The sequence below is a fragment of the Pseudomonas sp. 22189 genome, from assembly GCF_052045635.1.
In the GTDB taxonomy this organism is placed as follows: domain Bacteria; phylum Pseudomonadota; class Gammaproteobacteria; order Pseudomonadales; family Pseudomonadaceae; genus Aquipseudomonas; species Aquipseudomonas parakoreensis.
The window spans coordinates 214,580-239,449 of sequence record NZ_JBQEPG010000002.1; the positions used below are offsets into that span (position 1 = coordinate 214,580).

At 59.8% G+C, this 24,870-nt stretch carries 27 protein-coding genes; 25 read left to right on the forward strand and 2 right to left on the reverse strand.

Annotation, left to right across the window (positions count from 1 at the left end; genetic code table 11):
- Window positions 1-36 precede the first annotated feature (36 nt).
- The 3 genes from ACTJKS_RS02680 (at window position 37) to rpoS (ending at window position 2,882) form a co-directional block, all read left to right on the forward strand.
- The gene (locus tag ACTJKS_RS02680) at window positions 37-672 is read left to right on the forward strand and encodes a protein-L-isoaspartate(D-aspartate) O-methyltransferase (RefSeq protein WP_169841266.1); all 636 of its coding nucleotides are present in this window, start codon (window positions 37-39) and stop codon (window positions 670-672) included.
- 212 nt (window positions 673-884) lie between these two features.
- Complete coding sequence (locus ACTJKS_RS02685; RefSeq protein WP_041072302.1) at window positions 885-1,766, forward strand: peptidoglycan DD-metalloendopeptidase family protein; 882 nt, start codon at window positions 885-887, stop codon at window positions 1,764-1,766.
- A gap of 105 nt (window positions 1,767-1,871) precedes the next feature.
- Window positions 1,872-2,882 carry an RNA polymerase sigma factor RpoS gene (gene rpoS / locus ACTJKS_RS02690; RefSeq protein WP_016985073.1) on the forward strand — a complete coding sequence of 337 codons (1,011 nt, stop codon included), beginning with the start codon at window positions 1,872-1,874 and terminating at the stop codon, window positions 2,880-2,882.
- Window positions 2,883-3,494: 612 nt separating this feature from the next.
- Here the strand turns inward: rpoS and fdxA are convergent.
- Window positions 3,495-3,818: a ferredoxin FdxA gene (fdxA, locus tag ACTJKS_RS02695; protein WP_007908827.1), complete on the reverse strand. Its 324-nt coding sequence runs from the start codon at window positions 3,816-3,818 to the stop codon at window positions 3,495-3,497.
- A 163-nt stretch (window positions 3,819-3,981) separates the two neighbouring features.
- Entirely contained in the window at window positions 3,982-6,564 is a 2,583-nt protein-coding gene (gene mutS, locus ACTJKS_RS02700; RefSeq protein ID WP_108181830.1) for a DNA mismatch repair protein MutS, read from the reverse strand.
- Between the two features lie 209 nt (window positions 6,565-6,773).
- On the opposite strand from mutS, the gene ACTJKS_RS02705 reads away from it, so the two are divergent.
- The 22 genes from ACTJKS_RS02705 (at window position 6,774) to ACTJKS_RS02810 (ending at window position 24,774) form a co-directional block, all read left to right on the forward strand.
- Entirely contained in the window at window positions 6,774-7,508 is a 735-nt protein-coding gene (locus tag ACTJKS_RS02705) for a LexA family transcriptional regulator (RefSeq protein ID WP_108181831.1), read from the forward strand.
- Between the two features lie 525 nt (window positions 7,509-8,033).
- Window positions 8,034-8,375, forward strand: coding sequence for a phage holin family protein (locus ACTJKS_RS02710; RefSeq protein WP_003222183.1), 342 nt, complete (start codon window positions 8,034-8,036; stop codon window positions 8,373-8,375).
- Window positions 8,376-8,447: 72 nt separating this feature from the next.
- Window positions 8,448-8,969, forward strand: coding sequence for a hypothetical protein (locus ACTJKS_RS02715; RefSeq protein WP_108181832.1), 522 nt, complete (start codon window positions 8,448-8,450; stop codon window positions 8,967-8,969).
- A gap of 3 nt (window positions 8,970-8,972) precedes the next feature.
- Complete coding sequence (locus ACTJKS_RS02720; protein WP_108181833.1) at window positions 8,973-9,581, forward strand: phage baseplate assembly protein V; 609 nt, start codon at window positions 8,973-8,975, stop codon at window positions 9,579-9,581.
- Between the two features lie 14 nt (window positions 9,582-9,595).
- Window positions 9,596-9,928, forward strand: a complete 333-nt coding sequence (locus ACTJKS_RS02725) for a phage baseplate protein (protein WP_003222189.1) — start codon at window positions 9,596-9,598, stop codon at window positions 9,926-9,928.
- Window positions 9,925-10,920 (forward strand): baseplate J/gp47 family protein, encoded by a 996-nt coding sequence (locus ACTJKS_RS02730; RefSeq protein WP_108181834.1) that lies wholly within the window; start codon window positions 9,925-9,927, stop codon window positions 10,918-10,920. The genes ACTJKS_RS02725 and ACTJKS_RS02730 overlap by 4 nt, the downstream gene beginning before the upstream one ends.
- Complete coding sequence (locus tag ACTJKS_RS02735) at window positions 10,917-11,552, forward strand: phage tail protein I (RefSeq protein WP_108181835.1); 636 nt, start codon at window positions 10,917-10,919, stop codon at window positions 11,550-11,552. Before ACTJKS_RS02730 ends, ACTJKS_RS02735 begins: the two co-directional genes overlap by 4 nt.
- Window positions 11,553-14,330 carry a phage tail protein gene (locus tag ACTJKS_RS02740; protein ID WP_108181836.1) on the forward strand — a complete coding sequence of 926 codons (2,778 nt, stop codon included), beginning with the start codon at window positions 11,553-11,555 and terminating at the stop codon, window positions 14,328-14,330.
- Between the two features lie 10 nt (window positions 14,331-14,340).
- On the forward strand, window positions 14,341-14,850 hold the full coding sequence (locus tag ACTJKS_RS02745; protein WP_108181837.1) for a DUF4376 domain-containing protein: 510 nt from the start codon (window positions 14,341-14,343) through the stop codon (window positions 14,848-14,850).
- Between the two features lie 103 nt (window positions 14,851-14,953).
- Window positions 14,954-15,139, forward strand: a complete 186-nt coding sequence (locus ACTJKS_RS02750; protein WP_007964321.1) for a hypothetical protein — start codon at window positions 14,954-14,956, stop codon at window positions 15,137-15,139.
- Between the two features lie 2 nt (window positions 15,140-15,141).
- Window positions 15,142-16,308: a phage tail protein gene (locus ACTJKS_RS02755; protein ID WP_108181838.1), complete on the forward strand. Its 1,167-nt coding sequence runs from the start codon at window positions 15,142-15,144 to the stop codon at window positions 16,306-16,308.
- A complete protein-coding gene (locus ACTJKS_RS02760) occupies window positions 16,308-16,814 on the forward strand; it encodes a phage major tail tube protein (protein WP_007908799.1) in 507 nt (168 codons plus the stop codon). Before ACTJKS_RS02755 ends, ACTJKS_RS02760 begins: the two co-directional genes overlap by 1 nt.
- 233 nt (window positions 16,815-17,047) lie before the next feature.
- Window positions 17,048-17,629, forward strand: coding sequence for a phage tail assembly protein (locus tag ACTJKS_RS02765; protein ID WP_047291941.1), 582 nt, complete (start codon window positions 17,048-17,050; stop codon window positions 17,627-17,629).
- 128 nt (window positions 17,630-17,757) lie between these two features.
- A complete protein-coding gene (locus ACTJKS_RS02770) occupies window positions 17,758-20,010 on the forward strand; it encodes a phage tail tape measure protein (protein ID WP_108181839.1) in 2,253 nt (750 codons plus the stop codon).
- The gene (locus ACTJKS_RS02775) at window positions 20,010-20,393 is read left to right on the forward strand and encodes a phage tail protein (RefSeq protein ID WP_047291946.1); all 384 of its coding nucleotides are present in this window, start codon (window positions 20,010-20,012) and stop codon (window positions 20,391-20,393) included. Before ACTJKS_RS02770 ends, ACTJKS_RS02775 begins: the two co-directional genes overlap by 1 nt.
- On the forward strand, window positions 20,386-20,598 hold the full coding sequence (locus ACTJKS_RS02780) for a tail protein X (protein ID WP_095667376.1): 213 nt from the start codon (window positions 20,386-20,388) through the stop codon (window positions 20,596-20,598). The genes ACTJKS_RS02775 and ACTJKS_RS02780 overlap by 8 nt, the downstream gene beginning before the upstream one ends.
- Before the next feature lie 10 nt (window positions 20,599-20,608).
- Window positions 20,609-21,637: a phage tail protein gene (locus ACTJKS_RS02785; RefSeq protein ID WP_108181840.1), complete on the forward strand. Its 1,029-nt coding sequence runs from the start codon at window positions 20,609-20,611 to the stop codon at window positions 21,635-21,637.
- Window positions 21,638-21,809: 172 nt separating this feature from the next.
- Entirely contained in the window at window positions 21,810-22,394 is a 585-nt protein-coding gene (locus ACTJKS_RS02790; protein ID WP_108181841.1) for a phage tail terminator protein, read from the forward strand.
- Window positions 22,391-22,570, forward strand: coding sequence for a DUF2635 domain-containing protein (locus tag ACTJKS_RS02795; protein ID WP_027611066.1), 180 nt, complete (start codon window positions 22,391-22,393; stop codon window positions 22,568-22,570). The genes ACTJKS_RS02790 and ACTJKS_RS02795 overlap by 4 nt, the downstream gene beginning before the upstream one ends.
- Window positions 22,570-24,066 carry a phage tail sheath subtilisin-like domain-containing protein gene (locus tag ACTJKS_RS02800; RefSeq protein ID WP_262947968.1) on the forward strand — a complete coding sequence of 499 codons (1,497 nt, stop codon included), beginning with the start codon at window positions 22,570-22,572 and terminating at the stop codon, window positions 24,064-24,066. The genes ACTJKS_RS02795 and ACTJKS_RS02800 overlap by 1 nt, the downstream gene beginning before the upstream one ends.
- Window positions 24,067-24,133: 67 nt before the next feature.
- Window positions 24,134-24,481 (forward strand): phage tail tube protein, encoded by a 348-nt coding sequence (locus ACTJKS_RS02805; protein ID WP_007964335.1) that lies wholly within the window; start codon window positions 24,134-24,136, stop codon window positions 24,479-24,481.
- Window positions 24,478-24,774, forward strand: coding sequence for a phage tail assembly protein (locus ACTJKS_RS02810; protein WP_003222226.1), 297 nt, complete (start codon window positions 24,478-24,480; stop codon window positions 24,772-24,774). The genes ACTJKS_RS02805 and ACTJKS_RS02810 overlap by 4 nt, the downstream gene beginning before the upstream one ends.
- Window positions 24,775-24,870: the final 96 nt, after the last annotated feature.

Consider the following 24,870-nt stretch of genomic DNA (forward strand, 5'->3'; position numbering starts at 1 on the left):
CGTGAACACGAAGACAGAATGCGCAGCGGCATCGGCATGACGTCGCAGCGTACGCGCGAACGTCTGATCCAGCGCCTCTATGAAGAAGGCCTGTCCAACGCCAAGGTGCTGGAAGTGATCCGCCGTACGCCGCGTCATCTGTTTGTCGATGAAGCGCTGGCGCACCGTGCCTATGAAGATACCGCGCTGCCGATTGGCCACAACCAGACCATCTCCCAGCCTTATATGGTGGCGCGCATGAGCGAGCTGCTGCTGGAGGCCGGGCCTTTGGACAAGGTGCTGGAAATCGGTACCGGTTCGGGCTATCAGACGGCGGTGCTGTCGCAACTGGTTGAGCGGGTGTTCTCGGTCGAGCGCATCAAGGTCCTGCAGGACCGGGCCAAGGAACGCCTGGTCGAGCTGAACCTGCGCAACGTGGTGTTCCGCTGGGGCGATGGCTGGGAAGGCTGGCCGGCGTTGGCGCCGTACAATGGCATCATCGTCACCGCAGTCGCGACCGACGTGCCGCAGGCGTTGCTCGATCAACTGGCACCGGGCGGGCGGATGGTGATTCCGGTCGGCTCCGGAGAAGTGCAGCAACTGATGCTGATCGTGCGTGAAGAACACGGCTTTTCCCGTCACGTGCTGGGGGCGGTGCGCTTCGTGCCATTGCTCAATGGTCCGTTGGCCTGAGCATTTATTTGCGCGCGCTGAATTCCTTGCGCTGGCCTGTGTCTTACACCGTCAGCGAAGGTTTAAACGCCACCAATTGCCCAAGGGCAAACGTGTGCGTGAAGCGTTTTCGCATCTTTAACGGTAAAGCCCATTCGGCCCGTTATACTTGCGACACTACTTGCCGCGATTCGGCATTCCACATATTTCAGCCACCACAAAGGGAGCGGCGGGTGAGTCTCACAGTCATTGCGCAGCGTATGGGTAACACGAGCTTTCAGCGCCTGGTGACTGGCCTTGTATTGAGCACCTTGCTGGTCGGTTGCTCCAGCACCAAATCGAGCAACGTGCGGGTGGTTGATCGCAACAGTGCGGCGGCTCAACGCCCTGCGGTAACGACCGGGCAGTATGTAGTCCGTCCGGGCGATACGCTGTTTTCCATCGCTTTTCGCTACGGCTGGGACTACAAAGCCCTCGCGGCCCGGAACAATATTCCTACGCCGTATACGATCCATCCGGGTCAGACAATTCGCTTTGATGGCCGCACCGGCTCAACGCCGACGGCCGTGGTCAGCAACAGCAGCTCCTCGCCGTCTTCGTCGAGCAAAACCACGGTAATCCGGCGTCAGGCGAATGGCACGACGACCACGACGGTGACCGGTTCCGGCGCCGGCTCTGCGGGGGCTGCACCGTCCGTCGCCAGCAAACCGGCCCCGGCTCCACTGCCTCCACCGGGGCCAGCCCCGACCGGCTGGGGATGGCCATCTAATGGCATTCTGATTGGAAAATTCTCTTCAAACGGTAGTTTGAATAAAGGAATTGATATCGCCGGAGATTTGGGACAGCCTGTTTTAGCTGCGTCTGATGGGACGGTGGTTTACGCCGGGAGTGGCTTAAGGGGCTACGGCGAATTAGTCATCATCAAACACAGCGAAACCTACGTCAGTGCCTACGGACATAACCGCAGGCTGTTGGTACGGGAGGGGCAGCAGGTCAAAGTCGGACAGACAATTGCCGAAATGGGGTCAACGGGTACAGACCGGGTGAAACTGCATTTTGAGATTCGCCGACAAGGTAAACCTGTAGATCCGCTGCAGTTCCTGCCCAGACGTTGATTTGAGGCCAGCCTGTTCCGTCGCGTAGAGGGGACAGGCTCCAGCGCTGCCAAGGATAAAGGCGTCGCTTGAGCTTGGGGTCGAACTCACCAAAGGACTATAACAATGGCTCTCAGTAAAGAAGTGCCGGAGTTTGACATCGACGATGAGGTTCTCCTTATGGAGGCCGGCATCGATTCGGAATCTTCGATGTCGAATGATGAAGGGGCTGCTCCACCTTCCGTTCGTTCCAAATCCAAACACTCCGCTTCACTTAAACAACACAAGTACATCGACTACACTCGGGCACTCGATGCCACGCAGCTGTATCTCAACGAAATCGGCTTTTCACCACTGCTCTCCCCGGAGGAAGAAGTTCATTTTGCGCGTCTGTCGCAAAGTGGCGACCCTGCCGGGCGCAAGCGCATGATTGAAAGTAACCTGCGGCTGGTCGTGAAGATCGCCCGGCGTTATGTCAATCGGGGGCTGTCGCTGCTGGATCTGATCGAAGAGGGCAACCTCGGTTTGATCCGCGCGGTGGAAAAGTTCGATCCCGAGCGCGGCTTCCGCTTCTCGACCTACGCCACCTGGTGGATTCGTCAGACCATCGAGCGTGCGATCATGAATCAGACCCGGACCATCCGGCTGCCGATCCATGTGGTCAAGGAGCTCAACGTGTACCTGCGGGCGGCACGCGAGCTGACGCAAAAGCTCGATCACGAACCTTCACCCGAAGAAATCGCCAACCTGCTGGAAAAACCGGTGGGCGAGGTCAAGCGCATGCTCGGCCTGAACGAGCGGGTTTCTTCGGTCGATGTCTCGCTGGGTCCGGATTCGGATAAAACCCTGCTGGACACCCTGACGGATGACCGTCCGACCGATCCATGCGAACTGCTGCAGGATGACGACCTGTCGCAGAGCATCGATCAATGGCTCTCGGAACTGACCGACAAGCAGCGTGAGGTGGTCGTTCGCCGCTTTGGCCTGCGCGGCCATGAGAGCAGCACGCTGGAGGATGTCGGTCTGGAGATCGGCCTGACCCGGGAACGGGTGCGGCAGATCCAGGTCGAGGGCCTCAAGCGCCTTCGTGAAATCCTCGAGAAGAATGGCCTGTCGAGCGAGTCGCTGTTTCAGTAAGCGCCTCTGACAACCGTCCATAAAAAGCCCCGACTGGTTCGGGGTTTTTTATTGCTCGGATATCGTCTGAAGACAGTCTGTGGCGAGGGAGCTTGCTCCCGTTTGAGTGCGCAGCGCTCATGAATTTCAGGGGTTGCTGCGCAACCCGGCGGGAGCAAGCTCCCTCGCCACAACGTTCATTGCCGGACAAATGGTCAGCATTTCCATCGTTTGTAGTCTCGCGACGTAAGCCTTGGCTTACTCTCTCGTAAGCGTTCCCTATTTTTGCAGGACGGTAGACGTCGATTGCTCACGGTGAACGTATTTAAGTAATTGATTTTAAAGCTTATTTAATAATATGAAGTGCTTATGACAGCGATCTTCAGCCTTTGGGGCCGATTGCTCTCGGCAGGGAACTCTCTAATATCAGCACTGTGTCGACGGACAGACACCCCCTTCAAGGAAGAGGGGAACGGACATCGCAGGACGCGATTCATCAGGACGATGAAAAGGAATACAGGGAATAGGGAAAAAATGTGGGCGGGTCAAACCGCCCCTTTTTTTGCCTGTAGAAAAGTAAAACCCGCAAAAGCAAAAAGGCCCGCAAGGGGCCTTTTCGTAACGCGCGACAGATCAGCGTTCGAGGTCTTTGATCTTGCCTTTGACGCCATCCCACTCTTCGGCATCCGGTAGCGATTCTTTCTTCTCGGTGATGTTCGGCCAGATTTCAGCCAATTCAACGTTCAGCTGAATGAACTCCTGCATCTCTTCCGGAACTTCGTCCTCGGAGAAAATCGCGACGGCCGGGCATTCCGGTTCGCACAGGGCGCAGTCGATGCACTCGTCCGGGTGAATCACCAGGAAGTTCGGGCCTTCGTAAAAGCAGTCCACCGGACAGACTTCTACGCAGTCGGTGTACTTGCACTTGATGCAGTTGTCGGTGACGACGAAGGTCATTTCTAATTTTCTCCTCAGGCGGCGGCAGCGTAGCCCCTTCAAGGTTGGGGTCGCCAGGTTCGGGAGCGATGTCTGCCAGCCAGGCTATTAACCGGCAGCATCCCGAACCGCGCGAGATTCTAACAGCTTGAAGCCGTTTGCGTTATATCCGGTTCTTTGCTGCTTAGATCCGGTTCTTAAGTGCATATAACAATTCGAGTGCTCGACGCGGGGTCAGGTCATCGAGATCCACTTTCGCCAATTCGTCCAGTACCGGATGTGGCAGGCTGGCAAACATGTCGCTTTGCTGCGGGACGACAGGCTTGCCTTTGACGGCAGGCTTTGGCGCCTCATGCGGCAATGCGGTGTCTTCCAGTCGGCTCAGGTGTTCGCGGGCACGCACGATCACTTCACTCGGCACGCCGGCCAATTGCGCCACCGCCAGGCCGTAGCTTTGGCTGGCAGGCCCTGGCAACACGTGGTGCAGGAATACGATGCGCTCGTTGTGCTCGGTCGCGTTGAGGTGCACGTTGGCCACCAGCGGCTCGGCTTCCGGCAACACGGTCAGTTCGAAATAGTGTGTGGCAAATAGAGTATAGGCACGCAGATGTGCCAGGCGCTCGGCAGCGGCCCATGCCAGCGACAGACCGTCAAAGGTGCTGGTGCCGCGACCGACTTCGTCCATCAGCACCAGACTGCGTTCGGTGGCGTTGTGCAGGATGTTGGCGGTTTCGCTCATCTCGACCATGAAGGTCGAACGGCCGCCGGCCAGGTCGTCGCTGGAGCCGATCCGGGTGAAGATCCGGTCCACCAGCGACAGCTCGCAACTGGCCGCCGGGACAAAGCTGCCGATATGCGCCAGCAGTACGATCAATGCGGTTTGGCGCATGTAGGTGGATTTACCACCCATGTTCGGGCCGGTGATCACCAGCATCCGGGTGTTGTCATCCAGGCTCAGATCGTTGGCCACGAACGGCGTGGTCAGCACCTGCTCAACCACCGGGTGGCGCCCTTGGGTGATGCGCATGCACGGCTCGCTGACGAAGCGCGGGCAGTTCAGATCAAGGTTCAGCGCACGTTCGGCAAGGTTGCTCAGCACGTCCAGTTCGGCCAGCGCGCCGGCCGTGTCCTGCAGCGGTGGCAGTTGGCTGATCAGATCTTCCAGCAGCGCCTCGTAGAGCATTTTCTCACGGGCGAGGGCACGGCTCTTGGCCGACAGCGCCTTGTCCTCGAATTCTTTCAGTTCGGGCGTGATGAAACGCTCGGCGCCCTTGAGCGTCTGGCGCCGGATGTAATCGGCTGGAGCCGATTCGGCTTGCTTGCTCGGCAGTTCGATGAAGTAGCCGTGAATGCGGTTGTAGCCGACTTTCAGGTTGGCCAGGCCGGTGCGGGCCTTTTCCCGGGCTTCGAGGTCGATCAGGAATTGGCCGGCGTTCTCGCTCAACGATTGAAGCTCGTCGAGTTCACTGTCGTAACCGGTTTTCAACACGCCGCCGTCGCGGATCACCGCAGGCGGGTTGTCGATGATGGCTTTTTCCAGCAGCGCCGCCAGCTCCGGGTAGGTACTGGTGGTGACTGCCAAGCGTTGCAGGTGCGGCGCTTCCAGGTCGGTCATCGCCACCTGCAGTTGCGGCAGGGCACCGAGAGCATCGCGCAGGCGAGCGAGGTCGCGGGGACGCGCGTTGCGCAGGCCGATTCGCGCCAGAATCCGCTCGATGTCGCCGATTTCCTTGAGCTGCGGCTGGAGTTTTTCGAAGCGGTAGCCGTCGAGCAGGCAAGTGATCGAGGTCTGTCGCGCCAGCAGCACGGTCAAATCACGCAGTGGACGGTTCAGCCAACGGGTCAGCAGGCGGCTGCCCATCGCGGTCTGGCAACGATCGACCACCGATTGCAACGTGTTGTCGCGCCCGCCGGCCAGGTTGGTATCGAGTTCGAGGTTGCGGCGGCTCGCGCCGTCGAGCACCACGGTGTCGTCCAGACGCTCATGACGCAGGCTGCGCAGATGGGGTAGGGCGGTGCGCTGGGTTTCCTTGGCATAGGCCAGCAGGCAACCGGCAGCGCCGATAGCCAGGGTCAGGGTTTCGCAACCGAAGCCTTTCAGGTCTTGCGTGGAAAACTGCTGGCAGAGACTTTTCAGCGCCGAATCACGCTCGAAATCCCACGGCGCGCGACGACGCACACCACGGCGTTTTTCCGCCGGCAGGTCTTTTGGCCAGTCGTCCGGAATCAGCAGTTCCACCGGGTTGACCCGCTCCAGTTCCGCCAGCAGGTTCTCCCAGCCCTTGATCTCCAGCACCGTGAAGTTGCCGCTGGTGATGTCCAGCACCGCCAGACCGAACAGGCGCTCGTCGCCCAGAACGGCGGCGATCAGGTTGTCGCGCCGTTCATCCAGCAACGCCTCGTCGCTGACAGTACCCGGGGTGATGATCCGCACCACCTGACGTTCCACCGGGCCCTTGCTGGTGGCCGGGTCGCCGACCTGCTCGCAGATCACCACCGACTCGCCGAGCTTGACCAGTTTCGCCAGGTATCCTTCCGCCGCGTGATAAGGAATTCCGCACATCGGAATCGCCTGGCCCGCCGACTGACCGCGCGCGGTCAGGGTGATGTCGAGCAACTTGGCAGCCTTCTTCGCGTCTTCATAGAAGATCTCGTAGAAGTCGCCCATGCGATAGAACATCAGCTGATCCGGGTGCTGGTTCTTCAGGCGCCAGTACTGCTGCATCATCGGGGTGTGGGAGGACAGGTCGGAGACGGCTTTATTCATCGGATTGTCAGGTAACTCGTTAAATGATGTAGGGCAAAAGCGAGGGCAACCGCCGGGCTTTTCCGCGATGGGCGCAAGGTTACCATGGGCGGTCGGCTCGACGCAGGCATGACGGCCGGCTGACACTTTCTGCGTTTATTTGTGATTTATGCACGATTTATGCAAATCAGCATTTGTCTTCGGAAAAAACTTCAAGCACTATGCGCGTTATGCAAAAACGCAACGTATCCTCCGTCTTAAGAGCACTGCTCGACCAGCACGGGATCTCCCCCACGGAGCTCCACCGTCGCACCGGCGTGCCTCAATCAACGCTCTCGCGGATTCTCAGCGGGAAGATCGTCGATCCTTCGGATAAACACATCTCGAAGATCGCCGAATACTTCAATGTGAGCACCGATCAATTGCGTGGCCGCGCCGATGTCGCGACCGCGACCGGTGGCGCGCGCGATGACGTGCATGCGGAACTCAAGGACATAAGCCTGTGGGACGACGATACCCCTGTCGATGACGACGAGGTGTCGGTGCCCTTTCTTCGTGAGGTTGAATTGGCTGCTGGATCAGGAAGATTCGTCATCGAAGAGAGCGAACGCTCTAGCCTGCGCTTCGGCAAGCGCAGCCTGCGTCATAACGGTGTGCAGTTCGACCAGGCCAAATGCGTGACAGTGCGCGGTAACAGCATGATGCCGGTGTTGCGGGATGGCGCCACGGTCGGAGTGAACGCCGGCAAGTGCGGGATCGGCGACATCATCGATGGCGATCTGTACGCGATCAATCACAACGGTCAGTTGCGCGTGAAGCAACTCTATCGCCTGCCGACCGGCATCCGTCTGCGCAGCTTCAACCGCGATGAGCATCCGGACGAGGACTACAGCTTCCAGGACATGCAGGACGAGCAGATCGTCATCCTCGGTCATGTCTTCTGGTGGGGCATGTACGCCCGATAGGCCCTCCCCTTTCTTGAAAACCCGTCTCATGACGGGTTTTTTTTCGCCTGGACGAATCCCTCGAACCCTTGATTTATGCGGGATTCATGCGGCTGTGCATTTCTTGCGCATAAATAAATGCATTTATGCATTGACTGTATATGCATCCATGCATATTCTTGCCACCAAGCCGCTCGACAAAGCGGCTGGCAACAACAGCTCTTTAGTTCCACAAGAACAGGCAGCGATGAACCGGCCTCAACGGTTCAGAGGGTTGGCAACTGACCCGGGTGTGCAGCGTAAAGCACCAAGAGCAGTTATCCGGCGGGCAGGGACCGCGGTCGGAAAAACAATTTGAATGGACTCGTACCGCGCCAGTAGCGCCGAAAAGTCAGCTTCCTTCTTGGATACAGGATTTGAAGGAAGGCGAAGGAGCGCATTACTGAAAAGCCCGGCCCCGCGCCGGGCTTTTTGGAATGCCTACCTGAAGAGACATCGCTTGAACCCAACACACAACACTCATCAACTGGAACCAGGAGGCGTGACATGACAAACGAGCAACAAGCGTTGGCGGACATGCCGATCTGGCTGGTCATCCTCCTCGCCGTGGTGGGCGGGGTGTCCGGCGAAATGTGGCGCGCCGACAAGGAGGGCGCCCGCGGCTGGTCATTGCTGCGACGCCTGGCCCTGCGCTCAGGCGCCTGCATGATCTGCGGCGTGTCGGCGATCATGCTGTTGTATGCCGCCGGATTATCCATCTGGGCCGCCGGTGCCTTCGGTTGCCTGACCGCCATGGCCGGGGCCGACGTGGCCATCGGTCTTTACGAACGCTGGGCCGCCAAGCGTATTGGCGTCTGCGAAGTTCCCCCGCCGCGCGATCCCCAGTAACTCAACACTTTCCTGCCTCGCTGCAACTGATGCGGCGGGGCTGCGCGTGGACAATTGAAAAGGAGGTCATGCATGGCCGCAACGATCCAGCAGCCTTCGCAGCTGTTCACGGCGATGGCGACAACCCTGCGCAACAGCGCCGGCCTGAATCTGCAGGTCGGCAATCACGACGACTTCACCGCTCCCGGCGCTCAGGCCTGGGCATTGATCGACTTCGACCGTAATGCGCCCGGAGTGCGTGGCGCCGACGGACGTATCGCCCACGTCATGACCGTATCGCTGCAAGTCATTCCGGCACTTTCTGTGAGTGCCTTTGCCGCGTGCGATCTGATCGCCGTACTGAAAAACCTGATCACCGACAACCGTTGGAACCTGCCCGGCGATCAATGTGATCTGCCGATGAACATTGATGGTTTGCCGTCAGTGCTCACACGCGCCGACCAGCCATACAAGGCGTGGACCCTGACTTTCACGCAGACCCTCTACCTAGGCCCGACGCTGCTCGACGACCCGCTCGGTACGCCTAAATTCGCCCGTACCTGGGAAGTCAGCAACATCGACGACCCCGACCAATACACCGCGCTGGAGGCCTGACCGATGTTCGACGCATTACTGCGCATGCAACTGGGGCCGATCATCGAGCGGCTGGCGGAGATGGAAGCGGAGATCGACGACCTGCACCGCCGTGCCGAGAGTTTCTGTCGCATCGGCGTGTGTCAGGCAGTCGATGCGGCGAGCAACACTTGCCAGGTCAGCCACGGTGGACTGCTCACACCGGCGATCAAGTTCTTCAACCCGAGCGCCGGAGCGCAGAGCGAATCGCGGATTCCGAGCGTGGGCGAGCAGTGTCTGTTGCTCAACTACGGCAGCGGTGAAAGCGGCGCGCAGAGCGTGGCGTTGTTCGGTTTGAACAGTGAGCGCTTTCCGCCGACAGCGACGGTACCGACGCTGACGCGCCGGGTGCATGTCGACGGCACTGAAAGCGGCTACGACGACGCCACACACGTTCTGCACTGGCAGAACGGCCCGGCGGCTTTCACCGGTTCTCGCGAGTCGCTTGCACTGAGCATCGGCCCGGCGCAACTGACGATGACGCCGCAGCTGATCAGCCTGCAACTGGGCGGCGTCGGCCTGAGCATCGACGCCTCGGGCGTGCACTTCAGCGGCCCGTTGGTGGATCACCAGGGCCGCGTCATCAGCCCCTGAATCAAGAGCTTCCCATGATCGGAATCGATAGAGACTCCGGGGCCACGGTCGACGACTGGCTGCAGTTTGTGCAGCGCGCGACACGAGCCCTGACCACGCCGCTGGGCACCCGGCAAAAAAGGCCCCTTTATGGCTCGCTGATCCCCACGCTGCTGGGGCAGAACCTCGGTGACGACGTTTTGCTTCTGGCGCAGAGCCACGCGGCTCAGGCGTTCTACAACGCGCAGAACGGGATCAGCGATTTTCAGCCGAGCGTGATCGTCGCCAGCCGCCAGGGCGCGGGTCTGCTGCTGCGTTTCGCCGGCACCTGGAAAAACCGTCAACAGACATTCGAGGTCGTGACATGAGCATGTTGATCCCCGGCCAGAATCAATTGGCCGAACCGGCGCTGATCACTGTCGACGCCTTCGAAGACTTGCTCGCCGAGTTCAAGACCTTCGTCGTCGAGTACGTCGGCGCCCGAGCGCCGGACAGCGCAGCGAAACTCAAGACCAGCCTCGATAACGAAAGCGAATTGCTGACCCTGGCGCTTGAGGCTTTCTGCGTACGACTGCAAACCCACGAGCGCAAATATAACGCCCGCATCAAGCAGATGCTGGCGTGGTGGGCCACTGGCAGCAACCTCGATGCACGGCTGGCAGACATGGGCCTGGAGCGACAGTTGCTCGATCCGGGCGACCCGGCAGCGTTCCCGCCGGTACCGCCGATTTACGAAAGCGACGACGACGCCCGGTTGCGTTATTACCTGGCGCCGCATGCCCCGGCAGCGGGTTCAAGGATGCAGTATCGCCGCGAGGTGTTCACCCTCGGTGAACGGCCAACGGTGAAGGTCGAATCGACGGATGGAGGTGTGGTGAATGTCACCTACACCTTCAACCCGGACGGCCTCGCGGCGCAGGTCAAGGACGGCAACGGTCGCCGCACGGCGCCGGGTGAAGTACAGGTCACGGTGTTGTCCCGCGACGGCGATGGCACTCCGTCTGCAGCGTTGCTGGATGGCGTGCGTCAGCACTTCGCCCGCCCTGATGTGCGGCCGGAAACCGACCTCGTCACGGTCAAGGCTGCCGACATTCAGCGCTACAAAATCCGTGTCGTGGCGAAGATCAATTCCGGCCCCGATTCGGGCCTGACCAAAGTCGCCGCGCAACAGCAATTGCAGGCCTACGCCGACAGTTGCCATCGCCTCGAAGGGCGGGTCGACCCGAGCTGGATCGACTACACACTGCACAGCGCTGGCGCCGTGCAACTGCAGATTCTTGAACCGCTGGAGCCGATCATCACCAGCGCCTCCGAGGCGCCGTACTGCACGGCGGTCGAGGTCGAGGTGCTGACGCTATGAGTGAGCCAACGCATAGCCCGACGTTGCTGCCGGCCAACAGCTCTCCACTCGAACGTGGACTGGATCTGGGCTTCGGCGCACTGCTTGATCGCATCGCGCCGCCGTTCCCCGAACTGATGAACCCGAGCGAAACACCGGTCGCATTCCTGCCGTATCTGGCAGCGGATCGCGGTGTCGCCGAATGGAGCACCAGCGCACCGGAAACTGAGAAGCGCCTGACCGTCGAACTGGCCTGGCCCACTGCGCGCCAGGCGGGCACCCGCAAGGCGCTGGAGAACGCGGCCAAGGGTTTGCAACTGCGCCCCGAGGTCCGCGCCTGGTACGAACAGACGCCGCCCGGCGTGCCATACAGCTTCAGCGTGCGCGCCTTTAGCGACCAGCCTTACAGCGCAGAAATCGATGCCCGTCTCGACCGGCGTCTGGCCGATGCCAAGAGCGAACGGGACATTCTTTCGGTGACGGTTGGCTTGAGCGCGTTCGGCAGTCATTGCATCGCCGCTGCGACTTTCTGCGGAGAGCTGACGACGGTTTATCCGGTGTTCATCGAGGGGCTCGAAACCTCTGGCGAGGCGTTTATGGCTGCCGCGATGTACACCGTCGAAACATCCACTATTTATCCTCAGGGGGCCTGAATGGCTGACTATTACACCCTGCTCACCAACGCAGGGATTGCCTACGAAACGGCGTGCAAGGCTGCGGGCACACCGATCAAGCTGACGCAGATTTCCGTCGGTGATGGCAATGGCAAGGTCTACAACCCTGCCGCCACCGCCACGGCACTTGCACGCGAAGTCTGGCGCGGGCCGCTCAATGCTCTGTTTCAGGACGAGAAAAACCCGAGCTGGCTGCTCGCCGAAGTCACTATTCCGCCGGACGTTGGCGGCTGGTATGTGCGAGAAGCCGGCTTGTGGACTGACACTGGAATTCTCTACGCCATCGTCAAATACCCGGAGTCGTTCAAACCGGTACTGGCCACTTCGGGCTCGGGCAAAGAGTTCTACATTCGCTCGATTTTCGAGACCAGCAATGCGTCGCTGGTGACCTTGCTGATCGACGACACCGTGGTCAAAGCCACCCGCGCTTGGGTAATGAGTTACCTCGCCGAAGAACTCGGAAAACTCGATGGCAAGCAGTCGGTGCGTGTCGCCGCAAGCACCAATATCGTGTTGAACGGTGCGCAGCAAATTGACGGTGTCGCAGTGATTGCTGGCGACCGCGTGCTTGTTGCGAACCAGACGCTGGCCAAGGACAACGGCCTGTGGATTGTTGCCAACGGAGACTGGGGGCGGGCGAGCGATGCCAATAGCAGCGCCAAGGTGACGCCGGGGCTGACGGTGATGGTGGAGGAGGGCACGGCGAACGGAGATTCGCTGTGGCACCTGACCACCAATGCGCCGATTACTCTGGGCACTACCGCGCTGACGTTCAAAATGCTCGCCGGGCGTACCGGCATTGCTGCCGGGACTTACAAGAGTCTGACGGTTGATGAATATGGTCGTGCGACAGCGGGTGCCAATCCTGAAACGCTGGCCGGGTTCGGGATCAAGGATTCTTACACCAAGGCTGAAGTTGAAGCGCTGATTGCCAAGGCATCGGCATTGCCGGTGGGTTCGATTGTGGCGTTTCCGGTTGATGCACCGCCGCCGGGCTTTCTGGAGCTGGATAACAGCGTCAAGAGCAGTGCGACGTATCCGGACTTGAGCGCTTATCTGGGCGGCAAGTTCAATAAGGGTGATGAGGGTGTCGGGAATTTCCGTTTGCCGGAAGCGCGTGGGGAGTTTTTGCGTGGTTGGGATCATGGACGGGGAGTCGACCTGGGACGTCAAGTCGGTAGCTTTCAGGCTGATGATTATAAAAGTCACAGTCACCGGTACTTTGACAGCGTAGCTGCAAACATTGACCCTTTTGGGGGTACGGGCGCTGGAGTTGTTAACGGTGTCGTAACACCTCCCGCTACGGGTGGGTATCTGGCAACTTCAGGGCCTGATTCAAACAACCTGACGTCGCCCACAACTACTGTCAATGCAGGGGGAAATGAAACTCGCCCGCGCAACATCTCTGTCATGTGGTGCATCAAAGCCTGGAACGCCCCGGTCAATCAGGGAACCATCGATGTAGCCGCGCTGGCCAAGGAAGTCGAACGGCTCAAATCCGCTGTTCCGGTGGGGGCGGTTCTGGCATTCCCGACCGGGATCGTCGCGCCAGGTTATCTGGAGCTGGATGGTAGCGTGCAGAGCATTGCGACTTATCCGGATCTGGCGGCTTTTCTCGGTACCACTTACAACAAAGGCAATGAGGGAGTAGGTAATTTCCGCTTGCCGGAATCACGTGGTGAATTTTTGCGCGGCTGGGATCATGGGCGTGGAGTCGACGCCGGGCGAAACGTAGGCAGTTACCAGGCCGGTACGAAGATCCAGGGTGACAACGTCGAGGCGCCAGCCGTTCAAGGCATTGGAAACTCCGACGCGATTGATGCCGATCCGGCACCTGATTTCAAAGGCGATATTTACTACACGTCCACCGGTGTCACTATCCTCAATACAGGCTCGTACTGGAAAACCGTGCGCCCGCGCAACCTCGCCGTCATGTGGTGCATCAAAGCCTGGAACGCGCCGGTCAATCAGGGAAGCATCGACATTGCTTCTCTAGCTACTGAAGTCAGACTGGCTCGCCTAAATGGTGCGGAAGTAGGCGCCATGCGTAATCTGAGAATATCGCTGCCTGTCGCTGCTTCCGTTGCAACGGTTACTGCTGATCAACTGATTATCGAGCAACCGGGGGGCGCGCAGTACAAGTTGTCGAATCTCAATCTATCGCTCGATCTGACAACCGTCGGTGCAGGTGGCATGGACACCGGTATCGCTCCAGCAAGCGGCAGTGTCGGGATTTACGTCATCTACAACCCTGAGTTGAAGGTTGCGAAGCTACTGGGCGTCAATGCGACAGTGAGCACTGTTCCTGAAATCTATGCGGGCACGAATATGCCCGCCGGTTATAGCGCCAGTGCGCTGGTCAGCGTGTGGCAAACCGGTGCCAATCGATTGATGAACCCCGGCATTCAACATCAGCGTTCAATTTCCATTGCTCAGACGATCGTGCTGGAAAACGGCATGTCGATGTCGCCGACACCGATCTCGCTGGCCTCTGTTGTTCCGAAGAATGCAAAAACCGTCGGTGGCTACATTCATTACATTGGTAGCGCTGATTTTCCGGGCGGTGGCTCTCTGGGGCTTTCTCCGGATGTTACCGAAGTAGGTATGAAAGCATGCGGCATTGGTGGAATCGTCGGACTGGGTGTTCTAAGTCCGTTCTCGGATCTGGTCATGGCGACTCCACAGACGATCTATTACCGCCTCTATGCGTCGGTCTCTCGTGCAAACGATGTCCACATCTCCCAATACACTTTTTAAGGAGTCATCTATGTTGAGAGCCTACTCAAATGTGGGGACGACCTTTCGATGTGTCGCCTCGGACTGGCCATTGGCCGACGGTGAAGTACTCTTCGACCATGAACCCACCCTTCAGGAACTGGAAAACTCATTTGGTTTCGCGAACGGCGAGCTGGTCTTGAAGCGCCAATTGGACCTGATTGCGCAGGAGCGATTTCGCCGAGAAGGTTCGGGTATCGTGGTCGCCGGTTTGATTATCGATTCATCCCGTGACAGTCAATCGCTGATTGCTGGAATGGCGGTTTCCGCGATGCTCGATCCTGAATATCGTTGCAGCTACAAGTCCGTTGCCGGGTTTGTCGATTTGACAGCCCAACAGATACTGCAAATTGCACAGGCTGTCAGGTCTTATGTTCAGGCTTGCTTTGATCGGGAAAAAGCGCTGTCCGAGTCTGCTCGAGCGGGAACGCTCAGCAGCGAAATGCTGACCGAGGGCTGGCCAGATTCCTTGCCTGAAACGCCAGTCGCAAACCTTCAGTAAAACGCCCCGCACCCCGGGGCGTTTTCTTGTCCGTTTAAAACAAATCAACACCCGCCAAAGCCCCTCCCCACGAGGGGCTTTCCCGTTTATGGAGAAACGAAAAATGGCAACCCGCCAAACCTACACCGTGCTCGTTCCATTCCCCACCGGCGGTGGGCACTGGTCGAGCGTCGGTCAAGACCTTGATCTGCTCGACGTCGAGGCCAGTGCGCTGCACAGCGCCGGTCGACTGGAACTGAAAACACCCTCCACCCAGGCCAAAAAGGCCGCTGCCAAGAAGGCTGACTGAACATGGCTGAGGTTCTGAACTTCGAGCACAACGGCATTACCGTCAATGCCACTGAATCCCCTGAGGCCATGGGTGGCCTGGGTGACAACGTCATCGGTCTGGTCGGCACCGCGCCGAAGGCCGATCCGCTGATTCCGCGTAACGCACCGTTCCGCATCAACAGCTTCACCACCCACGCGCTGCTCGATCCGACCGGTGCGGAAGAGGGCACTCTGTATCACGCCGTCTACCAGATCCTCAAAGTGGTCAAGGTGCCTGTCTACGTGGTGATCGTCGAAGCGGGCGCGACCCCGGCCGACACCGTCAACGCAGTGATCGGCGGTGTCGATCCAACCACCGGCCGCAAGCTCGGTCTGGCGGCACTGGGCAGTGTCCCGGAAGACCTGACCATCATCGGCGCGCCAGGCTTCACCGGCACCAAAGCAGTAGCCAGCGAGTTCGCCTCGTTCGGCAAGCGCATCAAGGCCCGTGTGGTGCTGGATGGCAAGGACGCGTCGGTCGCTGATCAAGTGACTTACAGCCAGGAACTGGGCGGCGCCGATCTCGGTTTCGACCGCTGCCTGGTGGTGCACAACATGCCGGCGGTGTACTCGAAAGCGGCGAAGAAAAATGTGTTCCTCGCGCCGTCCAGCCTGGCGATTGCCGCGCTGGCCAAGGTCAAGCAGTGGGAAAGCCCGGGTAACCAGGTGACCTACGCCGAAGACGTGTCCCGCGTCGTTGAGTACAACATTCTCGACACTTCCACCGAAGGCGATCTGCTCAACCGTTACGGCATCAGCTACTACGCCCGCACGGTGCTCGGCGGCTTCTCGCTGCTGGGTAACCGCTCGATCACCGGCAAGTTCATCAGCTACGTCGGTCTTGAAGATGCGATCAGCCGCAAGCTGGTCAAGGCCGGCCAGAAAGCCATGGCCAAGAACCTGACCAAGTCGTTCATGGATCAGGAGGTCAAGCGCATCAACGACTGGCTGCAGACCCTGGTCGCCGACGAAACCATTCCTGGCGGCAGCGTGTACCTGCACCCGGAACTCAACAGCGTCGAGAAGTACAAGAACGGTACCTGGTACGTGGTCATCGACTACGGCCGCTACGCGCCGAACGAACACATGGTTTATCAACTCAACGCCCGCGATGAAATCATCGAGCAGTTCCTGGAGGACGTTCTCTAATGTTTACCAACCGCGTAAGACAGGCCATCGCGGCCACTCTGCAAGGCCTGCCGTTGTCGGCGACCGTTGAGGAGTTCACTCCGCCGAAGATCGACTTCGACATGGAAAACATGACGGGCGGGCGCTTCATCGTTGAGGAAATGGCCAAGAGCGCCAAGCCGCTGAATGCTCAGATCAAGCTGCAAGGCACCGGTGCTGAAGTGTTGCTGGCGATGGGGGTGAAGCTGGGCGACGACATCCTGCTGAACGTGCGTGAAGCCGGTCAGGATCAGGACGGCAACACCTGGTTCACCTATCACACCATCGGCGGCAAGCTCAAAACCATGGGTGAGGACGCGATCAAAATGGGCGGCAAAGCCCTGACGACGCTGGACTTCTCCTGCCGCACCTACAACCGCCTGGAAAACGGCATTCCGGTGATCGACATCGACGTGCGCACCCAGAAGTTCGTGCTCAACGGCGTTGACATCCTCGGTGATGCGCGTCGTGCGGTGCTGATGCCGTAACCCCGTAAGCAAGCCCTGCACCAAAACTTGTGGGAAGGAGCTTTTGTGGTGAGGGGATTCATCCCCGATGGGGCGCGAAGCGGCCCCAACATTGAGTTGGCGATTTAGCCGATACCGCACCCATCCATAAGCGGGGCTGCTGCGCAGCCCATCGGGGATGAATCCCCTCGCCACAAAGGTTTCTTCTCCCAAGTGCTGCAACACCCCCTCAAGAATCACCAAGGAATTCATACATGTCGTGGATGCCACCCCAGCATGACCTGCTGTCGCCGATCACCGGCGACGACGGCGCGCAGATCGAGCAGATCCAGCTCAAGCCACTGTTCTACGCCGCGCAAAAAGAAGCGCTGGAGCGCGCTGGCGATGATGAAGACGATCAGTTTTTCGAACTGGCGCTGCTCGCCACCGGCCTGTCGGTCAAGGAACTCGACCAGCTCAAACGCCCGGACTACGTGAGCATCGCCCAGTACGTGCACGAGATGTCGACCCGTCCGGCGTCGTACTTTCTGGAGCAGGTCGAGGATGCAGAAAAGTCCGCCGACCCTGACGAAGTGCAACTGCTGCAACCGCTCGCCGTGACTGGCCGCACCGTGACCTCGCTGTCGCTGGAAATGCCCGCACTGCGCGCCACCAAAGTGATGAAGAAACTGAAAACGGCCAAGGAACGCGCCGAGTTCATCACTGCCCACTGCACCGGTCTGATGATCCCCGATCTGGCCAACATGAGCGTCCCTGACTGGACCCAATTGCAGGTGCGCATCGACGATTTTTTAAACCAGCCGGCGGCCTACTTTCGGAACGCGACATCGAAGTAATCCTCGATATCGTCCCGCTCATTTACCCGGTAAGTGAGGCGGAGATTCTGGAATGGGACGCCGAAAAGGCGTTGCGCCGCTACGACATAGCGATCACTCGCCTTGGCGTGAAACAGGAGTAGAGCGGCATGGCAGAGAGTAAATATGCGCTCGCATACGCCGGTGAGAGCGGTAACACAAACGGCGGATTTACGTTGCCCGATAACCTCGGCAAACCGCTGCAGGATCTGAACCTGACACTGGCGTTGGCAAGCCAGGACATTCGGTTGCTGACGCAGGAGCAGATCAAGTTGCGCGAGCTGCTGGTCAGCCAGCAGTCGTTGTTCAAGGTCATCGCGGCGCCGCCAGCCGCCAACAGTGAGCCGAAGTCAAAACTCAAGGCGGAAATCGAGCAGCGTCCACCCCCGAAAAAACTGCAGCCGGCGATGGCTAACGAGACGGCGCTGGTTGAGCTCAATCAGTTGATTGGACTCAACAAAGACCAGCTTCAAGCGCATTCGGAGCAAACGCTGGAACTCGCGACTCAGCGGTCTGTTGCAGCCAGTGGCGCGACGGGTGCGGATCTGTTGCAAATCCAGCAGGTCGGGGCGCGAGCTGGTATTGCCGACGGCGCCAAGGGTGATCAGCGAGCGACAGAGCTGAGAGCGTACTCCGGCGACGCGGCGATCAATGCCACGGCCTTCCGGCTTGACGTCAAGGCCGCAGGGGAAATGCTTGCGGTCTGGCGTTCCTCCTTGAAGCTGGATCGATACCAAGGTCAGGATCTGGCCGATGCGGTCAGTTACCTGGGCAGCAGCGGTCTGGACGCAAAACCTGCCGATATCGGCGCGGTCGTTCAACGCTCTGGCGAGAGCGCTGTTGCATCGGGAATGACACCGGAACAGGTCGCAGCATTTGCCACTGCGCTGTTGAACAGCGGGGCCGACAAGGACGCCGCCAGTACGGCGTTGAAGAGCTTTACCTCGGTCTTCGGCAAGGAAAATACTGCGTCAGCCGAACAGCGTTCGGCGATGACCCGGTTGCTCCTGGACCCCGAATCATTGCGTGAGAAGATGCGCACGGATGCGCCGGGTGCAATTGATTCGGTACTCGCAGCACTTGGCAAACAATCCGTACCCGAACGTGCAGCCACGGCGAAGACGCTGTTTGGCGAGAGCAGTACCAGTATTCTTGAGTTGCTGAAGAAGCCCGACGACGTCAAGACCGCTTTCACTCGGGTGTCCGACAAGCACCAATACGCAACGTCGGAACTGGGTTCCGGCGCCGGTGCCGCGACGAAAACGGCCGAAGCCTTTGGCGATACGTCACAAGGGCGCTGGAATGCGCTGGATGCGAGTCTTAATCGTTTGTCGACAGCGGTGGGAAATGCACTCGCGCCCATGACTGACGCGCTGGCAGTGTCGCTAACGGCTGTGGTCAATGGCTTGAGTTCAGCTGCTGAAGCACTGCCGTTCCTGGCGGCTGGCCTCACGCTGGCCGGTGTGGCCGCCATGCCGTTCGTCGGTGGTGTACTGAAGACCGGGGTCGCCTCGGTGCTGGATGCGGTCAACTCGAAACTGTTGCGTCTGGCGACGGCGCGATTGCCCGCTGATATTGCCGATGTGATCAATGGCGGTGACGACGGCGGCGGCGAGGGGCCTAAAAGAAAGCGCCCCGGTCGACGTGCACCGTCCAGCGCGCGGTCTCGTGTTCCTTCCTCTGGCGCCGGTCGAGGCGGACGTTTGAGCACGATGACGGCCAGAATCGCGCCGATGTTTGACGATGCGATAACCCGCGTGAAAATGGTCGGCGAGATGGCCAAAAGCATGCGCCCGAGTTGGCTCAGCGGCGCGACTGCCAAGCTCATGCCGCTGGTCGATGGCGCCAAATCCAAGCTTCTACCGCCGCTGGTCAAATCATTGCCCGCCTTCAAGATGGGCGCTCCGCTGGCGATTGGTCATGCCGCTTACGCAGGTTTGAAGGGCTGGCGTGACGGCGATGATCAAGCTGTCAAAGGTGCTGCCGGCGAGTTGGCTGGAACGGCGATTGGTGCCACGATCGGCTCGTTCATTGCACCTGGTATTGGCACATTCATCGGCGGCACCCTGGGCGGAATGCTCGGCTCCTATGTTGGGGAACAATGGGGGAAACCTGCCGATGACAAACTCGCGCCCCCCGCGCAAGTGGCCAAGGATCTGACCAGCGCTCAGACGCAACTGTCCAATTACACCTACTCGCCGTTAGTGCAGATCAGCGGCGGTGATGTGCTCAATGCCGAAAAAATCGGCGATGTGGTTTCGCAGGTTATGCGCAACCATTTCGATACCGCATTCACACCCGCAGTAGGCACCAACGCTCTCGCCACCCGCCGTGACGCAGCCCTGACCGATGGAGTCGCCTGATGAAACAACAAATGGCGCTGGGCAGTTTCATCTTCGGCCTGTCGCGCGACTTCGCCTACAGCTCGCTGGCGCGCAAGTCCGATGGAGGCTGGAGCGAAATCCAGATTCTCACCAGCAAACCCAAGTCCAGCCAGACCGGGCAAAAACCGGAAACCCTGACCATCACCGGCAAGTCGATGTATGCCGTGGCCATGGATCGGCTCGACGAATTGCGCGCGTTGCAGGCCCAGCGTATCCCGCTGCCGTTGATTGACGGCATCGGTCGCAACTGGGGGCTGTGGCGAATCAACAATATTCAGGAAACCCAGAGCCAGATCATCGATGACGGCACGGCAATGGTCGTTGACTGGGTCATTGAGCTAGCGGAGTTCAACAATGCGTAAGGTACGAAGCGTGGCCGGTGACTCGGTGAATCTGTTGCTGTACCGCGAAACCGGGCGCAGTGATGACACCGCCGAAGAGGCCCTGTGGACACTCAACCCGACCCTGGCCGAACACGGCCCGATCCTGCCTGCGGGCGTCTGGGTCACGTTGCCGGAACTCGACTCGAAACCGGCCACGATCAAACCGCTCACGGCGTGGGATTAAGGAGGTTTGCATGGCTCTGGGTTTCACCCCGGCGGTAAGACTCTACGGGGCCCATTCGGCCCTGCTCAATCAACGCCTGATCAGTTGGGAACACATCGACGCTGCCGGTTTCGAGTCTGATCAACTGACGTTGACCATCGATCTTGAAGGCCTCGAAGGGCTGCCGGATCTGGGCGGGAAAATCGGCTTGGAGGTCGGTTATCTGGAGTCGGGGCTGGTCGACAAGGGCCAGTTCAAAGTGACACGCCTGACGCCGACGCTGTTCCCGTTTCGCCTGACGCTGGTGGCCACGGCGGCGCCGTTCAGCAAGGAGGATGAGACGGGCTTCAAGCAACGTCGCACGGCCAGTCATGGCCCGACTACATTGGGTGCGCTGTTTCGCAAACTGGTGTCGAGCCATGGCTTTTCACCGCGCGTCGCGCCCGAGGTGGCGATGATCAGGATCGAGCACGTCGACCAGTCCAACGAAACCGACATGAGCTTTCTGACGCGCCTGGCGAAAAAGTACAACGCGGTGACCAAACCCTACAACGACGTGTACGTGCTGGCCCGTCCCGGCCAGACCAAATCGTTGTCGGGCCAGGTGCTGGCGGACGTGACCTTGTCGGTGACCAGCAACAACCGTCCTGGCGATCACGCATTCATCAGCGCCACGCTGGAGGAGTCCGCCCGCGAGCAAACCAAGGGTTGCAAGACCTGTTTCGTGGAGGCTGCCACAGGTTTGTTGCAGTGGGTCGAAACGGGGCTTGCGCCGTTCAAGATCATCCGCCAGAAGCAACCCAGCGAAGCCGATGCGATTGCCGTTGGCGAAGGCGAAGTGCGCAAGATGCTCCGGCAGAAGTACAAGGTGAAAATCACTTGTCCCGGCAATCCGCTGCTGGCGGCCGAAGGGCTGGTGCTGCTCGATGAGACCTGGCCGGACTTCATGCGTGGGCGCTGGTCGATCGAAAAAGTCACCGCCAGTGGCAATCGCGAGAACAGCTATCGCTGCGTGATCGATGCCAGCGGCCTTGATCCCAAGGCCGCAGCCAAGGACTGATTCCCCGCTTTGTCACTGCGATGAAGATCCCTGTGGGAGCGGGCTTGCCCGCGAAGAGGCCAGCCCATTCAAAAGAGATGCCGGTTGATCCACCGCCATCGCTGGCAAGCCAGCTCCCACAGGTTTTGCAGTGTTCTGCAGACCGCTTTTCATTCAACTCTGGAACACCACCATGAAGATCACCCCGATCCTCACGCAGCTGCGTGGGCAATGCCCAAGCCTTGCCAACCACATTGCGGTGGGTGTCGATCTGGCCTTGCTGCAAGGCAATGCTGATCTGCCGACACCCTCGGCTCATGTTCTGCCCCTGGCGGATCTCGCCAGCACCAGCACCGCACAAAACCTCACCGCGCAACCGATCCGCGACCGCTTCGAAATCGTCCTGGCGCTCGACGCCACGGACGCTACAAAAGCGCTGGATCTATTGCACGACCTGCGCGCCGAACTGTGGCGCGCGCTGGTGGGGTTCAAGCCGGGCAATGACTACAGCGCCATCGTCTACGACGGCGGCGAGATGGTCTCGATCAACAGCAGCCGCGCCTTTTACCGGCTGCGCTTTTTTGCCGAGTTCCAGCTCGGCCGCAATCTGCCCGGTCAGCCTGCGGAGAGTTGGCACGAACGTGAACTGGACGGTTTGTCGTCCTTTACCGGGGTCACCGTGCGGGTCGATGCGATCGACCCGGCCGACCCCAATCTGAAACACCCGGGCCCTGACGGGCGCGTGGAACTGACTTTCTCTGGAGACGTAACCCCATGAGCAATCGCATCACCGTACTGCCGGCCGCTGGCCGTGCCGTGCCTGACCCGGAAGCGGGCGATCTGCTGCCCAAAGAAGGCCGTGAAGTGCTGGACAGCGCCTGGTGGCGCCGACGTCTGGCCGACGGCGATATCACTCTCAAAACTGTAAAAGTCAAAGCACAGGGAGCCAAATAATGGCGATCGGATTCAGCAACATCCCTGCGGACATTCGTGTACCGCTGTTCTATGCCGAAATGGACAACTCGGCCGCCAATAGCGCGACTTCGGCCATGCGCCGTCTGATCGTCGCTCAGGTCAACGACAACATTGCCCCGACTGAAGTCGGCAAACTGATGCTGGTCTCCAGCGTTTCGCTGGCAAAAAGCATCGGTGGTCAGGGCTCGATGCTCGCCTCGATGTACGAGACCTTCCGCAAGGCCGACCCGATCGGCGAGATCTGGTGCCTGCCGCTGCACAACACCGAAGGCGCCATCGCCAAAGGCGTGCTGACCCTGACCGGCACCGCCACTCAGGCTGGCGTGCTCAACCTGTACGTCGCTGGTGTGCGTGTGCAAGCCACCGTGGTCAACGGTGCCACCGCTGCTCAAGCGGCTACCGCACTGGCACAGAAAATCAACGCCACCGCCGATCTGCCAGTCAGCGCTGCGGCTGCTGAAGGTGTGGTCACTCTGAGCGCCAAATGGACCGGCGACAGCGGTAACGACATCAGCCTGCAGTTCAATCGCTTGGGCAAGAGCAACGGCGAAGAAACCCCGGCCGGCCTGACCACCGCGATCACCGCCATGACCGGTGGCGCCGGTGTGCCGGACCAGGTCGCCGCCGTGGCGGCACTGGGCGACGAGCCGTTCGAGTTCATCGCACTGCCGTGGTCGGATCTGTCGACCCTCAACACCTGGCAAGCAGTGATGGATGACAGCACCGGTCGCTGGTCCTGGGCCAAGCAACTGTTCGGTCACGTCTACAGCGCCAAACGCGGCACCGTCGGCACCCTGGTTGCTGCTGGCCAGGCACGCAACGATCAGCACATGACCATCCAGGCGCTGGAGCCGGGCGTCCCGCAACCGTTCTGGGTACAAGCAGCAGCACTGGCTGCGCGCACCGCGGTGTTCATCTCCGCCGATGCCAGCCGTCCGACGCAAAGCGGCAGCCTGCCGGGCGTTGATCCGGCGCCGGCCAGCGAGCGTTTCACCCTGACCGAGCGTCAGTCGCTGCTCAACTACGGCATCGCCACTGCGTACTACGAAGGCGGTTACGTGCGCATCCAGCGTTCGATTACCACCTACCAGAAAAACGCTTACGGCCAGGCCGACAACTCCTACCTGGACAGCGAAACCATGCACCAGTCGGCGTTCATCGTGCGTCGTCTGCAAAGCGTGATCACCAGCAAATACGGGCGCCACAAACTGGCTTCCGACGGCACCCGTTTCGGCGCCGGCCAGCCGATCGTCACTCCGGCGACCATTCGCGGCGAGTTGATCGCGCAGTACGCCAAGCTGGAACTGGAAGGCCACGTGGAGAACGCCGAGCTGTTCGCCGAGCACCTGATCGTCGAGCGTGACGTGCAGGATCCGAGCCGCGTGAACGTGCTGTTCCCGCCGGATTACATCAACGGTCTGCGCGTGTTCGCACTGCTCAACCAATTCCGTCTGCAATACGACGACGCGGCTTGATCGCCGCGTTTGGCCGTAAGCATTCAGCCCACCTCGGTGGGCTTTTTTATTTGAAGGGAGTAACACCATGGGTCAAGTGATTGCAGGCACCTGCTACGTCAAAGTCGACGGTGCACAACTGACTATCAACGGCGGCTGCGAAGCCCCGCTGATGGCCGTCAAACGCGAAACCGTCGTACCGGGTTTCTACAAGGAAACCGATGTCGCGCCGTCGTTCAAAGTGACCGCGCTGCACACCGCCGACTTCCCGCTGAAGAAGCTGATCGAAGGCACCGACATCACCGTTACCTGCGAATTCAGCAACGGCAAAGTCTACGTGCTGGCCGGTGCCTATCTGGTCGAAGAGCCGGTATCCAAAGGCGATGACGCCACCATCGAACTGAAATTCGAAGGCATCAAGGGGACCTGGCAATGAGCGGCGCCGTGAAGCTTCAGGTTGCGATCGAAGCTCACGGCGAGCCCCTGACCGAACTCGTCCTGCGCCGTCCGACGGTGCAGGAAGTGCGAGCGATCAAGGCGCTGCCGTACAAGATCGACAAGAGCGAAGAAGTCAGCCTCGACATGGACGTGGCGGCCAAATACATCGCCGTGTGCGCCGGCATCCCGCCGTCGTCGGTCAACCAGCTCGATCTGGCTGACCTCAATGCGTTGAGCTGGGCCGTTGCGAGTTTTTTCATGAGTGCGGCGTCGGAGCCATCACCGACCTGATCGCAGTCGCCTATGACCTGGCCTGGTTCTGGAAGGTTGACCCCGAACAGATGATGGCCAGGCCACTGGATGTGCTCCGCGAGTCGCTGGAGCACG

What these genes read in the sequence shown, in the direction of transcription:
- ACTJKS_RS02680 (WP_169841266.1), top strand. Translation starts at nt 37, where the DNA reads ATGACGTCGCAGCGTACGCGCGAACGTCTGATCCAGCGCCTCTATGAA.
- rpoS (WP_016985073.1), top strand. Translation starts at nt 1,872, where the DNA reads ATGGCTCTCAGTAAAGAAGTGCCGGAGTTTGACATCGACGATGAGGTT.
- fdxA (WP_007908827.1), bottom strand. Translation starts at nt 3,818, where the DNA reads ATGACCTTCGTCGTCACCGACAACTGCATCAAGTGCAAGTACACCGAC.
- mutS (WP_108181830.1), bottom strand. Translation starts at nt 6,564, where the DNA reads ATGAATAAAGCCGTCTCCGACCTGTCCTCCCACACCCCGATGATGCAG.
- ACTJKS_RS02705 (WP_108181831.1), top strand. Translation starts at nt 6,774, where the DNA reads ATGCAAAAACGCAACGTATCCTCCGTCTTAAGAGCACTGCTCGACCAG.
- ACTJKS_RS02710 (WP_003222183.1), top strand. Translation starts at nt 8,034, where the DNA reads ATGACAAACGAGCAACAAGCGTTGGCGGACATGCCGATCTGGCTGGTC.
- ACTJKS_RS02715 (WP_108181832.1), top strand. Translation starts at nt 8,448, where the DNA reads ATGGCCGCAACGATCCAGCAGCCTTCGCAGCTGTTCACGGCGATGGCG.
- ACTJKS_RS02720 (WP_108181833.1), top strand. Translation starts at nt 8,973, where the DNA reads ATGTTCGACGCATTACTGCGCATGCAACTGGGGCCGATCATCGAGCGG.
- ACTJKS_RS02725 (WP_003222189.1), top strand. Translation starts at nt 9,596, where the DNA reads ATGATCGGAATCGATAGAGACTCCGGGGCCACGGTCGACGACTGGCTG.
- ACTJKS_RS02730 (WP_108181834.1), top strand. Translation starts at nt 9,925, where the DNA reads ATGAGCATGTTGATCCCCGGCCAGAATCAATTGGCCGAACCGGCGCTG.
- ACTJKS_RS02735 (WP_108181835.1), top strand. Translation starts at nt 10,917, where the DNA reads ATGAGTGAGCCAACGCATAGCCCGACGTTGCTGCCGGCCAACAGCTCT.
- ACTJKS_RS02740 (WP_108181836.1), top strand. Translation starts at nt 11,553, where the DNA reads ATGGCTGACTATTACACCCTGCTCACCAACGCAGGGATTGCCTACGAA.
- ACTJKS_RS02745 (WP_108181837.1), top strand. Translation starts at nt 14,341, where the DNA reads ATGTTGAGAGCCTACTCAAATGTGGGGACGACCTTTCGATGTGTCGCC.
- ACTJKS_RS02750 (WP_007964321.1), top strand. Translation starts at nt 14,954, where the DNA reads ATGGCAACCCGCCAAACCTACACCGTGCTCGTTCCATTCCCCACCGGC.
- ACTJKS_RS02755 (WP_108181838.1), top strand. Translation starts at nt 15,142, where the DNA reads ATGGCTGAGGTTCTGAACTTCGAGCACAACGGCATTACCGTCAATGCC.
- ACTJKS_RS02760 (WP_007908799.1), top strand. Translation starts at nt 16,308, where the DNA reads ATGTTTACCAACCGCGTAAGACAGGCCATCGCGGCCACTCTGCAAGGC.
- ACTJKS_RS02765 (WP_047291941.1), top strand. Translation starts at nt 17,048, where the DNA reads ATGTCGTGGATGCCACCCCAGCATGACCTGCTGTCGCCGATCACCGGC.
- ACTJKS_RS02770 (WP_108181839.1), top strand. Translation starts at nt 17,758, where the DNA reads ATGGCAGAGAGTAAATATGCGCTCGCATACGCCGGTGAGAGCGGTAAC.
- ACTJKS_RS02775 (WP_047291946.1), top strand. Translation starts at nt 20,010, where the DNA reads ATGAAACAACAAATGGCGCTGGGCAGTTTCATCTTCGGCCTGTCGCGC.
- ACTJKS_RS02780 (WP_095667376.1), top strand. Translation starts at nt 20,386, where the DNA reads ATGCGTAAGGTACGAAGCGTGGCCGGTGACTCGGTGAATCTGTTGCTG.
- ACTJKS_RS02785 (WP_108181840.1), top strand. Translation starts at nt 20,609, where the DNA reads ATGGCTCTGGGTTTCACCCCGGCGGTAAGACTCTACGGGGCCCATTCG.
- ACTJKS_RS02790 (WP_108181841.1), top strand. Translation starts at nt 21,810, where the DNA reads ATGAAGATCACCCCGATCCTCACGCAGCTGCGTGGGCAATGCCCAAGC.
- ACTJKS_RS02795 (WP_027611066.1), top strand. Translation starts at nt 22,391, where the DNA reads ATGAGCAATCGCATCACCGTACTGCCGGCCGCTGGCCGTGCCGTGCCT.
- ACTJKS_RS02800 (WP_262947968.1), top strand. Translation starts at nt 22,570, where the DNA reads ATGGCGATCGGATTCAGCAACATCCCTGCGGACATTCGTGTACCGCTG.
- ACTJKS_RS02805 (WP_007964335.1), top strand. Translation starts at nt 24,134, where the DNA reads ATGGGTCAAGTGATTGCAGGCACCTGCTACGTCAAAGTCGACGGTGCA.
- ACTJKS_RS02810 (WP_003222226.1), top strand. Translation starts at nt 24,478, where the DNA reads ATGAGCGGCGCCGTGAAGCTTCAGGTTGCGATCGAAGCTCACGGCGAG.